The organism is Oerskovia rustica, from assembly GCF_014836555.1.
GTDB classification, from domain to species: Bacteria; Actinomycetota; Actinomycetes; order Actinomycetales; family Cellulomonadaceae; genus Oerskovia; species Oerskovia rustica.
This window is the reverse complement of the sequence record NZ_JACSQQ010000030.1, coordinates 27368-45636: the sequence shown is the minus strand read 5'-3', so window position 1 is coordinate 45636 and position 18269 is coordinate 27368. Positions and strand designations below refer to the sequence as shown.

The following is an 18269-nucleotide window of genomic DNA, read 5'->3' as shown; positions in this document are numbered from 1 at the left end:
CCATGATGCGGCCGGAGATGTGGGGCTCGAGTGCGCCGTAGTCGTACGACAGCTCGGGAAGGGTGTAGACAGCCATGGTGAGTCCTCTCGTTCGGTGTCGGCCACGCTAGGACCTCAACCGTGGTTGAGGTCAAGTCGGACGCCCTCGGGGCGCGGTGGTGGCGGGCGGACCCGCCGGGCGCGATCCCTGGGGCACGTGGCCCTGCCCCGAGCACATCATGACCGGGCGGGTCTTGCACGTCCTTCTCAGGAACGTGGCGTGTCCCGGCTGACCGGTGACCGGTGGCTGGGAGTGGCTGGACGGGCGGCTGACGGCCGGCGCCGGCAGGTCAGCTCGCGCGCGGCTGGCCGCTCATCGCGTGGATCGAGTCCATGACCTGCTCGGTGAGCTCGCGACGGGCCTGCGCGGGCTTGCCCGACGTGATCTGGCGCGCGGGCTCGATGGGAGCCCCGAACTGGACGGTCACGCGGTGGATGCGCGGGAGGCGCGAGCCGACGGGCTGGACCTTGTCGGTGCCCTGGATCGCGACCGGCACGATCGGTGCGTGGCCTGCGAGCGCGAGCCACGCGACGCCGGTGTGCCCCTTGTGGAGCTGGCCGTCGCGCGACCGCGTGCCCTCGGGGTAGATCCCGAACGCGCCCCCACGGTTGAGCACCTCGAGCGCGTCCTCGAGCGAGCGCTGACCGGCGCGCGGGTCGTCGCGCTGCACGGGGATGTGGCCGAGGGTCGTGAAGAACCACCGGGAGATCCGGCCCTTGAGCCCGGTGCCCGTGAAGTACTCGGCCTTGGCGAGGAACGTGACGTGGCGCGGGGCGACGATGGGGATGAGGAGCGAGTCCACGAACGACAGGTGGTTGCTCGCCAGGATGACGGGTCCGCGCCGCGGGATGTTGTTGAGGCCTGTGACCCGTGGCCTCAGCAGCGTGAAGGCCAGGAGCGACAGGATCAGCTTCAGCACCCGGTACGTCATCCGTACATTGTGCACCGACGTGCAGCCGAGCCCGACGGCGAGGCCCCGGTCTGCGCGCAGGACCCAGCGCAAGAGCGCGGTGCGCCAGGCAGAACCCGGGCCCGTGCACGGATGTTCACGCGCGGTGGATCGCTGCGCACCGCCCTGTGAGCGTGACCGTGCGGGCCGTCGGCGGACCCGCCTGCCTGCCTGCCACGAGACCGGGTCACCCGAGGCGCAGGATCCGCTGACCGTCGACCGCCAGGAGCCTCCCGCCGACCGCGACGAAGCCGTAGGGCTCGACGGTCAGCGGCTCCTCCCATCGCGTGCTGCCGTCGGCCAGGTCGATCGAGGACCATCGCGCCCCGTAACCTGGCTGCGTCCCCAGCACGACGGTCAGCGACCCGTGTCCCGCGAAGGCCGCCGACACGTCGCTGCTCGACGACCCGCCGCGCTCGGAGGCCCGCCAGGTCCACAGTTCCTCGCCCGTGACGTTGTCGACCGCCACGGCCCCGGGGAAGGTGCCGACGACGGTCATGTCCCGGGTCGCGAGCAGGACCTGCGCGGTGTACCGCGGGAAGGCCCAGACCTCGCGCCCGTCCTCGGCGAGGGCGGCGAGCCCGGAGCCCGACCGGACGAACAGCAGAGGTGGCGCAGTGCCGTCCGTGGCGAGCGGCTCGAGGACCTCGCTCACGCCTCGCAGGAGCACCTCGCCCGCCGCGTCCAGGACGTCCGTCCCCGTCCCGTCGCTCGCCGTCCTGGTGAACCGGCCGTCGGCCAGACCCACGACGTACGCGTCGTCCCCGGACGACAGCACCTCTCCTCCCGGGGAGAACGTGGCGCCCACCAAGCATCCCCGGACCGAGATCGTGCCCGCCATGTTGTTGAAGTACACGGACTCCCGGTCGTCGACCATCGTGCCGTCCCAGTCGATCTCGCAGGTCCCGTCGTCCTCGGCGTCCTCGGCCGGGACGAGGTGCGTCCAGCGCACGTCGCCGGTGCGCGCGTCCTCCACGGTCACGACGAGCCCTTGGTCGTCCCGTACCGCCCTCACGAGGTCGCCGTCCGCGAGCACCTCCGCGGCGCCGCGAGAGGTGTCGAGCGCACGCTCGGAGAGCGTCCTGCCGTCGAGCCCGAGCACGGAGACCGTCGTCGGCGGGCGGGTGGGGTGCGACGGCACGACGTCTTCCAGGCTCCCGCCGCTGAGGCACGTGATGGTCGCCAGGGCTTCGGCCCCCTCGGCGCGCGTGAAGAAGGTGCCGCAACGGCTCCTCCCGAGGTCCGCGCGCCGCCAGACCTCCTCTCCCGAGGTCAGGTCGTGGGCGACCAGCGCTCCGTCGCCCGGCACGAGGAGGAGGTCGCCGGACAGCGTCGGCCAGGCCTCGCCGGTGTCGACGCTCCAGGCCTCGTCGGGCGGCTGCGTCAGTCCGACGACCCCGCCGACGGCGGTCCGCAGCAACGCGTCGGCCTGGCGGGCACGGACCATGTCCAGCGCGGTGAGCCCGCCGAGGACGAGCACGAGGGTTCCGGCCACGCCGGTGACGACCAGGCGTCGGCGGCGGTGCGCCCTCGGGTCGCGCGGGACCGGGACGACCCCGTCGTCACCACCGCTCGTGCCGGCGCCGCCGGGAGCGGCGGGAGCGACGTCGTCGGGCGGGGTGTCAGGCCGGCCGGAGGGCGCGCCGGGACGCAAGGACCGCGACGCGAGCAGGCCGTCGTCGTCCAGGTCGTCGACCGCCTCGAAGGCGATCTCGCGGGGTTGCTCTCGTCGTCGAAAGGGCACGCCCGGAGCCTAGCGGCCGGACGTGCCCTGTCGGACGGTGAGATCAGCGCGTGGCGACCGACACGAGGTAGTCGTCGGCGTCGTCGTCCCAGCGCAGCTCGATCGCGCCCGCGGTCTGCGCGGCCTTGCAGAACTGGAGGAAGCTGCGGTAGCCGAGCGCCTTCTCGCTGAAGTCGGGGCGCTTCTTGCGGAGCTGGTTCTTGAGGCCCGACAGCGGCACCGAGTCGCCCTGCTCGCCCACGACGGTGCGCAGCAGCGCGAAGTCGTCGCCCGCGTGGCCGCGCTCGGGCAGCGAGACCTCGGGGTCGCCCGTGGCGGGGCCCGCGCTGAGCTGCACGACGCCGCGCTCCTCGAGGTAGCGCAGGAACTCGCCGAAGTTGCGGAAGCCGTAGTCGGCCTCGCTGAACGTGGGGTCCTTGCGCAGCAGCGTGCGCTTGAGCGTCGAGGCGACGACGGCTCCGCTCGACGAGCTCGACAGGTCCGCGAGGGTCTGCGCGACGAGGACCGCGAGGTCCTCGTCCTCGTTGGTCGAGGAGGCCCCGTGCCCGACGGCGGAGCCGAGCTCGGCCTCGACGTCCAGCGGGGCGGGGGTCGGCTCGGGATCCGACGGCGCCGCCTCGGCGGCCGACGTGGTCGGCGCGGGCGGCGTCGCAGCCTCGGGCGCCGGGGTGGACGTGGCCTTGCTCGACGAGCCGGAGCTCGAGCCCGACGAGCGGCTCGACGACTTGCGGGCGGTGCTGCGGTTCGAGCTGTTCGAGGAGCGCTTGCGCTCGACAGGCTCGTCGGGGATCTCGACGCCCTCGAGGCGGTCGTAGAAGAGGAACTCGTCGCACGCCGGGGGCAGCAGCTTGGACGTCGAGTTCTCGACGCCGATGCCGATCACGCGCTTGTTGAGCTCGCGCAGCTTGTGCACGAGGGGAGAGAAGTCGCTGTCCCCTGTACACATCACGAAGGTCGAGATGTACTCACGCTCGAAGGCCATCTCGATCGCGTCGACGACCATCTTGATGTCGGCGGCGTTCTTGCGCGAGGCCCCCATGCGCTGGGGCATCTCGATGAGCTCGACCTGGTGGCGGGTCAGGGAGCGGCGGTCCTCGTCGAAGTAGGACCAGTCGGCGTAGGCGCGACGGACGACGACGCGACCGCGCGCGGCGAGCGCGTCGGCGATCGGCTTGAAGTCGAAGGTCATCCCGCCCAGGTGGTCGCGCGCGCCCAGCGCGAGGTTGTCGTAGTCGAGGAAGACGGCCAGACGTTCTTCGGTGTCCATGTCGGCCAGGGTATTGCCCGCACGGTCCGAACGCCCATCCGCCGCGGCGACCAGCACGTTTGACACGTCTCGGCATGCGGACTTAGTTTGGGGCTAAAGATAGTCCCGAACAAAGGAGTTCTCCGGTGCCGACCACCACCGCTCGAAGCGACCACGGCGCCGCCGCGACGCTCGCGCTCCTCGGAACGCGAGGCCCCAGGAGCCGCGCGGCCATCGCCCGCGAGCTCGGTGTCAGCCCCGCGACCGTCACCCAGATCACCAAGGACCTCGTCGAGCGAGGCCTCCTGGTCGAGCTCGAGACCGTGCCGAGCCAGGGTGGGCGCCCCGCCCGCCTCCTCGGGCTGAGCAGCGCACCCGCCCCCCGCGCGATCGGGGCCAAGGTCACGGCCGACCACGTCGCGATCGTGTCGGTCGGCTTCGACGGCGAGGCCCTCTCGCAGTCGTCGCACCCGTTCGACCCCCGCCGCCCTGACGCGCTCGACGCCCTCGGGCACCTCCTGCGCGACGTCCTCGCGGCCGAGGACGGCCCGGTCCTCGGCGTCGGGATCGGCATCCCCGGCTCGGTCGACGCCCAGGCCTCCGGGGTCGTGACCGCCCCGACGCTCGGCTGGACCGCGGTCCCCGTCGGCGCCTCGCTGCGCCACACGCTCGGCGTGCCCGTCCTCGTCGAGAACGACGTCAACACCCTGGCCGTCGCCGAGCACCTGTACGGCACCGGGCGCGAGCACGCGTCGTTCCTCGTCCTGACGATCGGTCGCGGCATCGGCTCGGGGCTCGTGGTCGACAGCACCATCCGGCGCGGCGCCGCGGGCGGGGCCGGCGAGATCGGCCACTTCCCCGTGACCGAGGGCGGCCCGCTCTGCGGGTGCGGCAACCACGGGTGCCTCGAGGCGTACATCGGCGACGACGCCCTGCGCACCCGCGCGATCGCCGCAGGCGTCATCGGCCCCGACGGGACGGTCGCCGAGCTCGTGGCCCGCGCCGACGCGGGAGACCAGGGCGCCCGGGACCTCTACCACGAGGCCGGTCGCCTGCTGGGACGCACGCTCGCGGGCGTCGTCCACCTCCTCGACCCCGAGCTCGTCGTCCTGCTCGGCGAGGGCATCGGCGCCTGGGCCCACTGGCAGAGCGGCTTCGAGAAGACGTTCCGGGCACACCTCCTGCCCACCCGCCGAGCCATCCCGTTCGTCGTCGAGCCCTGGGCCGACGACAAGTGGGCCCTGGGCGCCGCCGCCCTCGTCCTGGCCACCCCGTTCGACGCCGCGGGCGCGTCGGGCGACCAGGGACGACTCGTCGTCGCCCGCATGCAGACCGACGCCGGCAGCGCGCCGGCCCTCACCCCCACGAGGAGACAGTGATGTCCGTCCCCGCCACGGCGCCGCCACGGGCGGCCGCGCCGAAGCGCCCGACCCCGCAGCGACGGAGCACGTCCTCACGGTCGCGGTGGCGCAACCGGGGGTGGGTCCTGTTCTTCCTGCTCCCCAGCGCCGTCCCGCTCGTCGTGTTCACGCTCGCCCCCATGGTGAACTCGCTCTGGGTGAGCCTGCACGACTGGAACCTCGTCTCGCCCATGAAGTGGGTCGGCCTCGACAACTACGCCGACCTCCTGACCTCGGACGACACGTGGCGGGTCCTCGGGAACACCCTGTTCTACATCCTGGGCTACCTGCCCCTCGTCTACGTGGGCGGTCTGGGCCTGGCCATGCTGCTCAACCGGGCGCTCAAGGGCCGCACGTTCTTCCGCGCGGCCTACTTCCTGCCCGTCATCACGAGCTGGGTCGTCGTGGCCCTCGTGTGGCAGTGGCTCCTCAACCCGTCCAACGGCCTCGTCAACCAGCTCGTCCAGCCGGTGCTCGACGGGCTGAACGGGCTCTTCGGGACCGACATGACCGCCCCCGGGTGGTGGACCGACCCGCAGTGGGCGATGCCCTCGGTGATCCTCGCCTCGGCGTGGAAGGACCTCGGGTTCGTCATGGTCATCCTGCTCGCCGGTCTCCAGGCGATCCCCGGTGACGTGCTCGAAGCCGCCCGCGTCGACGGCGCCGGAGCGTGGAAGCGCTTCTGGCACATCACGTTCCCGCTGCTGTCCCCCTCGACGTTCTTCGTGCTCGTCATCTCGCTCATCAACGGGTTCCAGGTCTTCGACCAGGTGTACGTGATGACGGGCGGCGGACCCTCCGGCGCGAGCCAGGTCGTGGTCGGCCAGATCTACGACCTCACGTTCCGCTACGGCCGGGCAGGGGACGCGTCCGCCCTGTCCTGGATCCTCTTCGTCCTGATCCTCATCGTCACCGCGCTCCAGATGCGCGGTCAGCGCAGGTGGGTGAACCATGCCTGAGACCCTCGTCCCGACAGCCCCCGTCACACCGACCACGGCCCCCACCTCTCTGCGGCGCCCCCGACGCTCCGCCGGTCAGATCCTCGGACGCATCGCCCTGTACGCGTCCGTCGTCGTCGGCGCGGTCATCATGCTCTTCCCGTTCCTGTGGACGGTCATCACGTCGATCACGCCGAGCGGCTCGCTCTCGGGCGGCCCGTCGCTGATCGTCGAGGACCCGACGCTCGACGCCTACCGGACCCTCATGGAGTCCATGCCGGTCTGGCGGATCATCGCGAACTCGTTCGGGGTCGCGGTCGTCGCGACCCTGCTGCAGATGATCACGGGGTCCATGGCGGCCTACGGTTTCAGCCGCCTGCGCTTCAAGGGCAAGAACATCGTGTTCGCGGCCTACCTGGCGACCCTCATGATCCCGCTCCAGGTCCTCGTCGTGCCGCTGTTCATCCAGATGACGCGGCTCAACCTCAACGACACGTACTTCGCACTGCTCGCACCGTCGATCGCGTCGGCCTTCGGCATCTTCCTCCTGCGCCAGGCCGTCGACGGCGTGCCCCGCGAGCTCGACGAGGCCGCGACGCTCGACGGCGCCGGTCACCTGCGGATCTTCGGCCTCATCGTCCTGCCGCTCGTCAAGCCCGCGCTCGCGACGCTCGCGGTCTTCGCCTTCATGGGCTCCTGGAACAGCTTCCTGTGGCCCCTGGTCGTCATCCGCTCCCCCGAGCTCATGACGCTCCCCCTGGGGCTGTCCACGCTCCAGGGCCAGTTCACGACCCAGTGGGACGTCGTCATGGCGGGCTCGGTCGTGTCGATCCTGCCGATCGCGATCGTCTACATGTTCGCGCAGCGCCACATCATCGCCGGCATGTCCCACACCGGCCTCAAGTAGGAGTACGCACCCCCACCGAAAGGAGAGGTCTCATGACCTCACGCTTCAACGGGCGCACCGCTGCGCTCGTCCCGCTCGCACTCGTCGGCGTCACCGTGCTCGCGGGCTGTGCCCAGGGTTCGGCGACCACGACCACGGGCGCGGACGGCAAGACGGTCGTCCGCTACATGAACTTCACCTCGAACGACGGGCACGAGAAGGACCTCGACACCATCGTCGCGGCCTACGAGAAGGAGAACCCGGACGTCGACGTCCAGGTCGAGACGATCCCGTACGCGGACTACTTCACCAAGCTGCAGACCGCGTTCGCCGGGAAGACCGTCGCGGACGTCGTGGACCTCAACTACGAGAACTTCGTGTCCTACGCCGAGTCCGGCGCCCTGGCGCCGCTCGAGGACGTGGACGCCGCCCCGTACAAGGACACGCTCCTGGAGTCCTTCACGCACGACGGCACCCAGTACGGGCTCCCGTCGTCGTACTCCAACGTCGTCCTCTACTACAACAAGGCGCTCTTCGACGCCGCCGGGCTGGAGTACCCCACGGCCGACTGGACGTGGGCGGACGAGCAGGCCGCGGCGACCGCGCTGACCGACACCGCCGCGGGCGTGTACGGCGACTTCCAGCCCGTGACGTTCCACGAGTTCTACAAGGTGCTGGACCAGGCGGGAGGCCAGTTCTTCACCGAGGACGGCTCGGCCTCGGCGTTCGACAGCCCGGAGGGCGTCAAGGCGGCCACCTGGCTCGTCACGAAGCCCGGGACGGTCATGCCCACCGAGGCCGACGGGTCGAGCACCCCCGACTTCGACAAGGACCTCTTCTCGGCAGGCAAGCTCGGCATGTGGCACTCGGGCATCTGGATGTTCGACGCCCTGTCCCAGGTCGAGGGTCTCGACTGGGACATCGTCGTCGAGCCCGGTGACGCCTCGAAGGCCTCGGCCCTGTTCACCAACGGGGTGGCCGTGACCGCGGCCTCGAAGGAGAAGGAGGCCGCCCAGGACTTCGCAGAGTTCCTCACGGTCTCGCCCACCGCGGTCGACACCCGGCTCGCGAGCTCGTGGGAGCTTCCGCCCGTCGCCGACGAGGAAGCCCTCGCCCCGTACCTCGAGCAGACGCCGCCCACGAACCGTCAGGCCGTGCTCGACGCGCTCGACACCGTCGCCCTCCCGCCCGTGCTCGCCGCACAGCAGGAGATGCAGGACGCGATCAACGAGGAGCTGTCCAACGCGGCCGCTGGCCGCAAGACCGTCGAGCAGGCCCTCACCGACGCCGCCGCGCGCGTCGACCAGCTCCTCGGCTGAGCCCGCTCGCACAGCACCCGTCCGGCCGGTCGTGGTGCGTGGTCCCGGACCACGCGACCACGCACCACGACCCGCCCGCGCCGGACGTCCACCCCTAGCACCAGGACGAATTCCATGAGCCTCGCCCTCCCCACGACGTCAGAAGACCTCGACCGCCTGCGTGACCTGGCGCGCACCTCCGCGGAGGTGATCGCACAGCACCAGGACAGCGGCGGCGCCTACCCGGCCTCGCCCACGTTCAGCGCCTACCAGGGCTACGCCTGGTTCCGCGACGGGTCGTTCGTCGCCGAGGGGATGTCCCGGTACGGCGCCGTCGAGTCCGTCGACCGGTTCCACCGGTGGGCCGTGGGCGTCCTGACCTCGCGCGGCGAGCACGTCGCGGACCTGCTCGCGCGGGCCGACCGCGGCGAGCAGCTCCCCCTGACCGACATGCTCCCCACGCGCTTCCTGCTCGACGGCGCCGACGGCCAGGACCCCTGGTGGGACTTCCAGACCGACGGCTACGGCATGTGGCTGTGGCAGCTCGTGACCCACGCGGAGCGCCACGACCGCCCGCTCGACCCGTACCGCGAGGCCGTCGCCATCGCGGTCGACTACCTGCTCGCGACGTGGGAGCTCCCCTGCTACGACTGGTGGGAGGAGCACGTCGAGGAACGCCACCCCTCGACGCTGGCCCCGGTCCGCGCGGGCCTCCTGGCCGTCGCGGGCGCCCGGTGCGCGGACGGCTCCCCGCTGCTCGACGACGCCCGCTCGGCCCGGGCCCGCGAGGTCGCCGACGCGATCAGCGCGCTCGTCCGGGCGGACGGCATGACCTCGGGCCGCGCGAGCGACCCCGACGCCCCGCACCTCGCGAAGTGGTTCGGCTCGGGCGCGGTCGACGCGTCGCTCGCCGCGTGCGTCGTGCCGTTCGGCCTCGTGGAGCCCGGTTCGCCGGTCGCCGAGGCCACGCTCGACGCCGTCGCGCGCGACCTCGACGTCGACGGCGGCGTGCACCGCTTCCGCGCGGACGTCTTCTACGGCGGCGGCCAGTGGCTGCTGCTGTCCGCGCTCCTCGGCTGGAACCACGCCCGCGCGGGCCGGACCGACGAGGCGTGGCGCCACCTGCGGTGGATCGCCTCGCACGCCGGACCCGACGGGCAGATGCCCGAGCAGGTCCCCGACCACCTGATGCACCCCGGCTCCCGCGACGAGTGGATCGAGCGCTGGGGTCCCGTGGCCCTGCCCCTGCTGTGGTCCCACGGCATGTACCTGATCCTGGCCGACGAGCTCGGCCTCCTGACGACCGACCCGAACACGGAGCAGCACTCATGACCACCCTGATCCACCGCCCGGCCGGTATCGGCCACCCCTACGCCGCGTCGGCCGACCAGCGCCTGCCCGTGCACCCCGGGGCCGGGACCTCCGTGAGCCTCGGCGTCGTCGTCGAGGACGCCCCGACCGACGTCGCCGTCGCGTGCGAGTGGGACGACGGCTCGCAGGTCACGACGTTCGCCGCCGCGCCCGGGTCCGTGTCCCCCGCGGACGCGGCCGCGCTCGCGGGCGGCGACGGGCACCTCGCCGCTGCCCAGGCGGGCCAGCTCACGGCCGACGGCGCCTGGCACGCCACGAGCCCGACCCTCGAGGCGGGCCGCCGCTACCGCTACCGCTTCACCACGGCCGACGCCGCCACCGAGTGGTTCGAGGTCAGTGCGGGGACGTGGACCTCGACCGCCCCGACCGGGGCCCGCGGGGTGACCGTGGGCGGCGTGCCCGCCGACGAGCACCCGCTCGTCGTCCCCGGCTCGGTCGAATGGTGGACCGACGAGGACGGCGCCCGGCGCGTGCGGTTCGCGTTCCGCCTCGACACGTCCGAGCACGTGGTCGGGTTCGGCGAGCGGTTCGACGCCGTCGACCAGCGCGGCAGGAGCCTCGACGCCGTCGTGTTCGAGCAGTACAAGTCGCAGGGCGCGACGGGACGCACCTACATGCCGATGCCGTTCGCGCACGTGGTGGGTGGCTCCGGCTGGGGCTTCCACGTCCGCACGTCGCGGCGCACCTGGTACGACGTCGCCGCCTCCTCGCCCGACCTGCTCGTCGTCGAGGCGGCGCTGGGCGACGACGCCGCGCTCGACGTCGGCGTCTACGAGGGCAGCCCCACGGAGGTCCTCAAGGCGTTCGGCGACGAGGTCGGCCGGGCCGAGGAGCTCCCGTCGTGGGTCCTGGGCCTGTGGGCGTCGGGCAACGAGTGGAACACCCAGCAGCTCGTCATGAACCAGATGGACGCGCACCGCGACCTCGACGTCCCCGTGAGCGTCGTCGTGATCGAGGCATGGAGCGACGAGGAGGGCATCACGATCTTCCGCGACGCCCGCTACGAGACCAACGCCGACGGCGCCCCGCACGTCGCCACCGACTTCACGTACCCGGCCGACGGCGCCTGGCCCGACCCGAAGGGCATGATCGACGAGCTGCACTCCCGCGGCGTCAAGGTCGTCCTGTGGCAGATCCCCCTGCTCAAGACCGAGCACGACCTCGGCCCCGACGTGCCGCACGAGGCCCAGGTGCTCGCCGACGGGCGCGCGATGGTCGCGGCCGGGCACGCGGTCCGCGAGGAGGACGGCAGCGCCTACCACAACCGCGGTTGGTGGTTCCCGCAGTCCCTCATGGCCGACCTGTCGACCCCCGAGGGCCGCGCGTGGTGGACCGCCCGTCGCGAGTACCTCGTCGCCGAGCTCGACGTCGACGGCTTCAAGACCGACGGCGGCGAGCACGCGTGGGGCGACGAGCTCCGGTACGCCGACGGGCGCCGGGGCGACGAGGGCAACAACCTCTACCCCGTGCACTACGCCCGCGCGTTCGGCGACCTGCTGCGCGCGAACGGCAAGGCTCCCGTGACGTTCTCCCGCGCCGGGTTCACCGGCTCGCAGGCCCACGGCCTGCACTGGGCGGGCGACGAGAACTCGACCTGGGAGGCGTTCCGCTGGTCCATGAACGCGGGCATCACGGCCTCGGCCTGCGGCATCGTCTACTGGGGCTGGGACCTCGCCGGCTTCTCCGGCCCCGTGCCCGGCTCGGAGCTCTACCTGCGAGGGGTCGCGGCCGCGACGTTCAGCCCCGTCATGCAGTACCACTCGGAGTTCAACCACCACCAGCGCCCCCTGCGGGACCGCACGCCGTGGTACGTCGCCGAGACCAACGACGACCCCGAGGTCGTGGACGTGTTCCGCGGTTTCGCGAAGGTCCGCGAGCGCCTCGTGCCGTACCTCGCCGAGCAGGCGCGGCACTCGATCGCCACGGGTGCTCCCCTCATGCGCGGGCTGTTCGTCGACCACGCGCACGACGAGAAGGTCTGGGAGCACGCCGACGAGTACCAGCTCGGCGACGACCTGCTGGTCCACCCCGTGACCGAGGAGGGCGCCACGACGTGGACCACGTACCTCCCGGCGGGCGAGTGGGTCGACGCCTGGACGGGGCGGCCCGCCGCGGGTGAGCCCAGCGGGACCGGGGTGCTCGTGACGCGCGACGTCCCGCGCGACGTCATCCCGGTGTACGTCCGTGCGACGGCCTGGGACGCCCTGGCGCCGGTCTTCGCGCGGTAGTCGCTCGTCGGTCCGGCGGGCCGACAGCGCCGCCGACGCCGCTCCGTCTGCGGCGAGCAGGGCCCCACCCGTTCGCGGGTGGGGCCCTGCAGCCCGAGGTCACCGCCCACGGCCGTCAGCCGAACGCCGTGACCTCGGCGCCGTCCATCCTCAGCAGCCGACCGCCCCCGGCGACCAGCTCGTACGGGTCACCGGTGTGCTCCTGGGTCCAGCGCAGGTCGCCCGTCGCCAGGTCGAGGGCGGTGACCGAGCTCGTGCCGGGCGCGGCGGGGACGACGAGGAGCGCGGAGAAGCCGTCGGTGAACGTGCCCGTCACGCGGTGCGACACCGCACCGGACGCGGGGCCAGCGGCCCGCCGCCACTGCTCCTCGCCCGTCGTGGCGTCGAGGGCGACCGTCTCCCGGTCGGCCGTCTGCACCAGCACGACGTCCGCGCCGCGGACGAGCACCTGCCGCGCTGCGACCGGCGCGGTCCAGGCGGTCGTGCCGTCCCGGTGGGCGGCGAGCAGCGTCTCCCCCTGGTCGAGGAGGACGAGGTGCGGCGCCATGAGGTCGCGGGCACCTTCCCCGAGCACGAGTCCCTCGTTCCTCCAGAGCACCGTGCCGTCGGTCGAGACGGCCTCGACGGGTCCCGCGACGGCCGTCCCCGACGAGCGGAGGTAGTACCCGTTACCCAGGGCGGTCACTTGCACCATCGTCGGCGGCTCGTCGACGACCTGGCCCCCAGGTGTCAGGTAGGACAGGACGCCGCACCCGTGGACCGCCACCGTCCCCGACCGGTGGACCGCACGCACGGCATCACCTTCGGTCGCGCACAGGGGGTCCTGCACGTTCTCCCTCACGGTCAGTCGTCGCTCCCACGCCACCGCGCCCGTCCGGACGTCGACGGACCGGACCGCAGCCCCCGCCTCGTCCCTGGTGGCCTGGAGCACCGTGCCGCCGGGACCGGCGACCACCTCGCCCCGGCCCGGGTCCACCTTCACCTCGGCCACCACCGCACCGTCGACGCTCACGAGTCGGGCTGTGGTGGCCTCCTCCCCCTGGCCGAGGCACACGAAGGCCGACACCTCCGCCGTTCCCTCGGCGTGCACCTGGTCGGCGGCGCAGACCTGCCGGGTCAGGTCGTCCAGCCGCCAGCGCTCGTCGCCCGACCGTAGGTCGTACCCGACGGTCCCGGAGCGTCCCGGGATCACCAGCAGGTCCCCCACGGTGAACGGCTCGCCCTCGTCGCGGTCGACGCTCCACTCGGCACGCGGCGCGTAGGCGAGGTCGAAGATCCCGCCCTCGGACGACCGGACCGTCTCGAGCGCGTCGTCGTGGGCCGCCCCGTCGCGCGTCACCACGACCGCGGCCGCCGTCCCGAGCACGCCGAGACCGGCGGCGAGGCCGACGAGGAGGGCGGCGCGGCGCCGTCGGGCGGAGCGGTCGAGCGGGCGCCCCCTCTGCTCGCGACGACGCGGCTCCGGGACGACCGGGCCGACGTCCTCGGACGAGTCGTCGAGCACGAACGAGAGCTGCTGCTGGCTGCGTCTGCGAGGCACGCCCGGAGCATAGCGGCGACGTCGAGAAGGAACGCCCGACGGTCCGGTGGCGACCGACAGGCGTACGTTGGAAGGGCGAACGCGGGGACCGACGGAGCGACCCTGCGACAGCGTGGACGGAACGCGGACCGACCTGAACGACCACCCCGGACCCCTGCGTCTCACGCTTCGAGCAGATATTGGCTCAGATCATGGATTCCCCCTACGATCGGCAACACCATCCAGAGCGGTCGAGAGTCCTGGCTCGTTGACACCGCAGCAACCCCCCAACGGAAGCCTCCCGCGGGTACGGGTGCTACAGCCAGGTTCGATGGAGCGATTCATGACCGAGGCATCTTCCTGCGCAACCCCGCACCGCACCGGGGTCCCGCGCGCCGCCCGCACGGCCCCCGTGGCCATCACCAGCACGCCTCTCGTGGCGGTCGCGCGATGAGCATCGTCGACCTGGGGCACTTCGGGCACGAGGCACCGCGACCCACGGTGTCGTTCGAGCTCATGCCCCCGCGCCGCCCCGATGCCGCGCCCAAGTTCTGGGAGACCGCGCGCCGGCTCGTCGCGACCTCGCCCGACTTCGTGTCGGTCACCTACGGCGCAGCCGGCACGGACCGCGAGACCTCGCGCCGCGTCATCAGCCAGCTGCTGCACGGCACGCCTGTGCTGCCCATCGCGCACCTGACGTGCGTGGGCGCCTCGCGCGAGGACGTCGAGGACGTCATCACGGACTTCCTCGACGCCGGCGTGCGCAGCTTCCTCGCCCTGCGGGGCGACCCGCCGCGCGACCAGCCGGACTGGCGCCCCGCCGAGGACGGCGTGCGGTCCAGCACCGAGCTCGTGGCGCTGCTGCGCGAGGTCGAGGCCGCGCGGTGCGCGGCGAGCCCGAGCGTCGCGCTGCGCGGCGCGGCCCGCCCCCTGACCATCGCGGTCGCGACGTTCCCCGACGGGAACCTCGCCGCCGGGACGAGCCGCACCCAGGAGGTGCGCCGCCTGTGGCAGAAGCAGCAGGCCGGTGCGGACTTCGCGATCACGCAGCTCTTCTACGAGGCGTCGTCCTACATCGACTTCGTCGCCGAGGCGCGTGCCGCCGGGGTGACCATCCCGATCCTCGCGGGCCTCCTGCCCATGACGGACCCGGCCCGCCTCGCGCGCGTCGAGGAGCTCACGGGGGTCCCCGCGCCGCGCCGCGTCGTCGAGGACCTCGAGGCGGAACCGGACCCGGCCGCGCGCCACGCGCTGGGCATCCGGCACTCGGTCGAGCTCGCCCGCCAGGTCCTCGCCGCCGGCGCGCCCGGCCTCCACATCTACACCTTCAACAAGCACCAAGCCGCTCTAGACCTGCTCGAGGGAGTCGACCTCGGCGGTGGGGCAGCGGGGGACGCCAGCGGCGTCTCGTCCCGCACCCCCGACCTGGCCAGCGGGCCGTGGGTCTCCGGCACTCCCCTTCCCTCCTCCGAGCCTGCCCTGGGCAGCGCATCGGTCTGACCAGTTCAGAGGTAATCATCATGAGTGCACCCACGTTCCCCTCCGGTTCCGTCCTCGGCTACCCCCGCATCGGCCCGCGCCGCGAGCTCAAGAAGGCCGTCGAGTCCTTCTGGGCCGGCAGGACCACCGCCGACGAGCTCGAGGCCACGGCCTCGGCGCTGCGCGTCGCCGTAGCGAAGCGCCTCGTCGACCTGGGCCTCGACGCCTCGTCGGGCGCCGTGCCCGGCTCGTTCTCCTACTACGACCAGGTGCTCGACGTCGTCGCTCTCCTCGGGGCGGTCCCGTCCCGCTTCGCGTCGCTCACCGACGCGAAGGGTGCGCTGGACCTCGCGGGCTACTTCACCGTCGCGCGCGGCGCCGGTGAGGACGCCCCGCTCGAGATGACCAAGTGGTTCGACACGAACTACCACTACCTGGTCCCCGAGATCAGCGAGTCCACGCCGTTCCGCTTCGCGGACGACCGCGTCGTGCGCCAGTTCGTCGAGGCCAAGGACGCGGGCGTCGTGACCCGGCCCGTCGTCGTCGGGCCCGTGACTTTCCTCGCGCTGTCCAAGGCCGCCGACGACAGCGCGCCCGGCTTCAGCCCGCTCTCGCGTCTCGCGGACGTCCTGCCCGTGTACGTCGAGCTGCTGCGCGCCCTGGCCGCGGCGGGTGCACCGTGGGTGCAGCTCGACGAGCCCGCGCTCGTGTCCGACTCGATCGACGTCCCGGCCGCCGAGGTCCACGCCGCGGTCACCGAGGCGTACCGCGTGCTCGCGACCGAGCTCGCGGTGGGCTCCGAGCGCCCCGCGATCCTCGTGGGCGCGCCGTTCGGCGGGCTCCAGGGTGAGCACGACGGCCTCGCGCTCCTGGCCGCGACCGACGTCGAGGCGATCTCGCTCGACCTCGTCAAGGGCGTTGTCCCCGCGGTCCCCGTCCCGGGCCTGGCGGACAAGACTGTCGTCGCGGGCGTGATCGACGGCCACAACGTCTGGCGTGCCGACCTCGCGGCGAAGCTCGCCCTGGTCGAGGGGCTGTCCGGCCTGGGCGCCGGCGCCGTCACGGTCGGCACGTCGACCTCGCTCCTGCACGTCCCGCACGACGTCGAGGACGAGGACTGGACGAACGGCTCGATCGACGCCCGCCTCCGTGACTGGCTCGCGTTCGCGGACCAGAAGGTCGGCGAGGTCGCGATCCTCGCCCGGGCGCTGACCGAGGGTCGTGACGCGGTCGCCGACCAGATCGAGGCGTCCCGCGCGGCGGTGGCCTCGCGCGCGGTGGCGAGCGGCGTCGTCGTGCCTGCGGTGCGCGAGCGCGCGGCGGCCCTCACCGAGGGCGACTTCTCGCGCGGCGACTACGCCGAGCGCGCGGCCGCCCAGCAGGCCAAGCTGAACCTCCCGCTGCTGCCGACCACGACCATCGGGTCGTTCCCGCAGACCCCGGAGATCCGCCGGGCGCGCGCGCTCAACGTCAAGGGTGAGCTGTCCGACACGGACTACACGACCGCGATGCAGGACGAGATCCGCCGCGTCGTCGAGCTCCAGGAGCAGATCGGCCTGGACGTCCTGGTGCACGGCGAGCCCGAGCGCAACGACATGGTGCAGTACTTCGCGGAGAACCTCGACGGGTTCGCGGTCACGGCGAACGGCTGGGTCCAGTCGTACGGGTCGCGCTGCGTGCGCCCGCCGATCCTGTGGGGCGACGTCACGCGTCCGGCGCCCATCACGGTCGACTGGTCGACGTTCACGGCCTCGCTCACCGAGAAGCCGGTCAAGGGCATGCTGACCGGTCCGGTCACGATCCTCGCGTGGTCGTTCGTGCGCGACGACCAGCCGCTCGGCGACACGGCGAACCAGGTGGGCCTGGCGCTGCGTGACGAGATCGCGGACCTCGAGGCCGCCGGCATCGGCATCATCCAGGTCGACGAGCCCGCGCTGCGCGAGCTCCTGCCGCTGCGCAAGGCCGACCAGGCCGCGTACCTCGACTGGTCGGTGAGCTCGTTCCGCCTCGCGACCGCGGGCGTCGTGGCCGAGACGCAGATCCACACGCACCTGTGCTACTCGGAGTTCGGTGAGGTCATCGGCGCGATCGACGGTCTCGACGCCGACGTGACGTCGGTCGAGGCTGCGCGCTCGCGCATGGAGATCGTGCCCGAGCTCGCCGAGGCCGGCTACGCGCGCGGCATCGGCCCGGGCGTGTACGACATCCACTCGCCGCGCGTCCCGTCGACCGAGGAGGTCACCGACCTGCTCGAGCTCGCCGTGAAGTCGATCGACTCGCGCCTCGTGTGGGTCAACCCCGACTGCGGCCTCAAGACGCGCCGCTACGAGGAGACCGTGGCCTCGCTCGAGAACCTCGTCTCGGCGACGAACGCGGTGCGCGCCCAGCTCGGCTGATCGTCGCGACGCCCCGGGGGCGGTGGGCTCAGGCCCACCGCCCTCTGGGCAGTTCTCCCCGTTCCGCCCCACGGTCCTCCACCAGTAGCATCGGCGCGCACGTCATCGCTCCACCATGGGGCGAGGCACCCGTCCCGATGGGGGAACCATGCACGCCGCAGCACCCGCTCCGACCACGACCGACCTGCCGCTCTGGGTGGACGGGCGCAAGAAGATGCGCCTGACCGCCGTCGTCTCCCCGTTCCTGGCCGCGGCGCTGCTCACGGTCGTCGCCTTCCTGCGGTTCGGCGACGAGGAGAGCTTCGTGCTGTTCCTCGTCATCGCGCTCGTCGCGGTGCTCGCGATCATCCTCCCGTTCCTCGTCTACTGGGTGCGCGAGGCGAAGCCCGTCACGGTCGACCTCGCGGCCCGGACGCTGCGCATCGGGGACGGTCCGGCGCGCCCGTTCGCGGACGTCACGTACGCGTACACGCGGATCGAGCAGGGCTCCCTCACGCTGCGCTTCGGGTTCTCGGAGGCCGAGCGCACCGCGATCCTGCGCAACCTCACGCAGGTCGTGAGCTTCCGGCTGCCCGAGGCCGACGCACGCGCCCTCATGGAGGTCTTCGCGGGGTCGAGCCTGCCCGAGGAGAGCACGGCCACGAAGGCCTTCATGGCGCAGAAGGTCCTGCTGGGCAAGGCCGACGCGATCGAGGTCGTGGCAGCGCTCGCGCAGCTCCCTCGCATCGCCTGAGAGGGACACAGGTCGTCCGCGACGACGAGAGGGGCCCCGCAC

Annotated in this window: 13 protein-coding genes, 1 pseudogene and 1 riboswitch; of the genes and pseudogenes, 9 read left to right on the top strand and 5 right to left on the bottom strand. The window is 72.5% G+C overall.

Features of this window, described 5'->3' with window-relative positions:
- From H9652_RS15510 to H9652_RS15495, 4 genes and pseudogenes are all read right to left on the bottom strand, one after another.
- A pseudogene (locus H9652_RS15510) lies at positions 1 to 76 on the bottom strand (superoxide dismutase); the annotation flags it as partial.
- A gap of 253 nt (positions 77 to 329) precedes the next feature.
- Positions 330 to 971: a lysophospholipid acyltransferase family protein gene (locus H9652_RS15505; protein WP_191797076.1), complete on the bottom strand. Its 642-nt coding sequence runs from the start codon at positions 969 to 971 to the stop codon at positions 330 to 332.
- A gap of 205 nt (positions 972 to 1176) precedes the next feature.
- The gene (locus H9652_RS20375) at positions 1177 to 2733 is read right to left on the bottom strand and encodes an outer membrane protein assembly factor BamB family protein (RefSeq protein WP_191797074.1); all 1557 of its coding nucleotides are present in this window, start codon (positions 2731 to 2733) and stop codon (positions 1177 to 1179) included.
- Between the two features lie 43 nt (positions 2734 to 2776).
- Positions 2777 to 4000 carry an NYN domain-containing protein gene (locus tag H9652_RS15495; RefSeq protein WP_191797072.1) on the bottom strand — a complete coding sequence of 408 codons (1224 nt, stop codon included), beginning with the start codon at positions 3998 to 4000 and terminating at the stop codon, positions 2777 to 2779.
- A gap of 125 nt (positions 4001 to 4125) precedes the next feature.
- Here H9652_RS15495 and H9652_RS15490 point away from each other — a divergent pair, with 125 nt between their 5' ends.
- The 6 genes from H9652_RS15490 (at position 4126) to H9652_RS15465 (ending at position 12100) form a co-directional block, all read left to right on the top strand.
- Complete coding sequence (locus H9652_RS15490) at positions 4126 to 5358, top strand: ROK family transcriptional regulator (RefSeq protein WP_191797070.1); 1233 nt, start codon at positions 4126 to 4128, stop codon at positions 5356 to 5358.
- Complete coding sequence (locus H9652_RS15485) at positions 5358 to 6338, top strand: carbohydrate ABC transporter permease (protein ID WP_191797068.1); 981 nt, start codon at positions 5358 to 5360, stop codon at positions 6336 to 6338. Before H9652_RS15490 ends, H9652_RS15485 begins: the two co-directional genes overlap by 1 nt.
- Entirely contained in the window at positions 6331 to 7224 is an 894-nt protein-coding gene (locus H9652_RS15480) for a carbohydrate ABC transporter permease (protein ID WP_138826926.1), read from the top strand. The genes H9652_RS15485 and H9652_RS15480 overlap by 8 nt, the downstream gene beginning before the upstream one ends.
- A 32-nt stretch (positions 7225 to 7256) precedes the next feature.
- On the top strand, positions 7257 to 8522 hold the full coding sequence (locus H9652_RS15475; protein ID WP_191797066.1) for an ABC transporter substrate-binding protein: 1266 nt from the start codon (positions 7257 to 7259) through the stop codon (positions 8520 to 8522).
- Positions 8523 to 8636: 114 nt separating this feature from the next.
- Entirely contained in the window at positions 8637 to 9833 is a 1197-nt protein-coding gene (locus H9652_RS15470) for a glycoside hydrolase family 15 protein (RefSeq protein ID WP_191797064.1), read from the top strand.
- Positions 9830 to 12100, top strand: coding sequence for a glycoside hydrolase family 31 protein (locus H9652_RS15465; RefSeq protein WP_191797062.1), 2271 nt, complete (start codon positions 9830 to 9832; stop codon positions 12098 to 12100). The genes H9652_RS15470 and H9652_RS15465 overlap by 4 nt, the downstream gene beginning before the upstream one ends.
- A 115-nt stretch (positions 12101 to 12215) precedes the next feature.
- Here H9652_RS15465 and H9652_RS20370 read toward each other — a convergent pair whose 3' ends face one another.
- The gene (locus tag H9652_RS20370; protein ID WP_191797060.1) at positions 12216 to 13640 is read right to left on the bottom strand and encodes an outer membrane protein assembly factor BamB family protein; all 1425 of its coding nucleotides are present in this window, start codon (positions 13638 to 13640) and stop codon (positions 12216 to 12218) included.
- Between the two features lie 214 nt (positions 13641 to 13854).
- Positions 13855 to 13957, top strand: a riboswitch (SAM riboswitch).
- A gap of 112 nt (positions 13958 to 14069) precedes the next feature.
- Between H9652_RS20370 and H9652_RS15455 the strand changes: the two genes are divergently transcribed.
- From H9652_RS15455 to H9652_RS15445, 3 genes are all read left to right on the top strand, one after another.
- Entirely contained in the window at positions 14070 to 15119 is a 1050-nt protein-coding gene (locus H9652_RS15455; protein WP_191797058.1) for a methylenetetrahydrofolate reductase, read from the top strand.
- A gap of 20 nt (positions 15120 to 15139) precedes the next feature.
- Positions 15140 to 17494: a 5-methyltetrahydropteroyltriglutamate--homocysteine S-methyltransferase gene (gene metE, locus H9652_RS15450; protein WP_191797056.1), complete on the top strand. Its 2355-nt coding sequence runs from the start codon at positions 15140 to 15142 to the stop codon at positions 17492 to 17494.
- Positions 17495 to 17642: 148 nt separating this feature from the next.
- Positions 17643 to 18227, top strand: coding sequence for a hypothetical protein (locus H9652_RS15445; protein WP_191797054.1), 585 nt, complete (start codon positions 17643 to 17645; stop codon positions 18225 to 18227).
- Positions 18228 to 18269 lie beyond the last annotated feature (42 nt).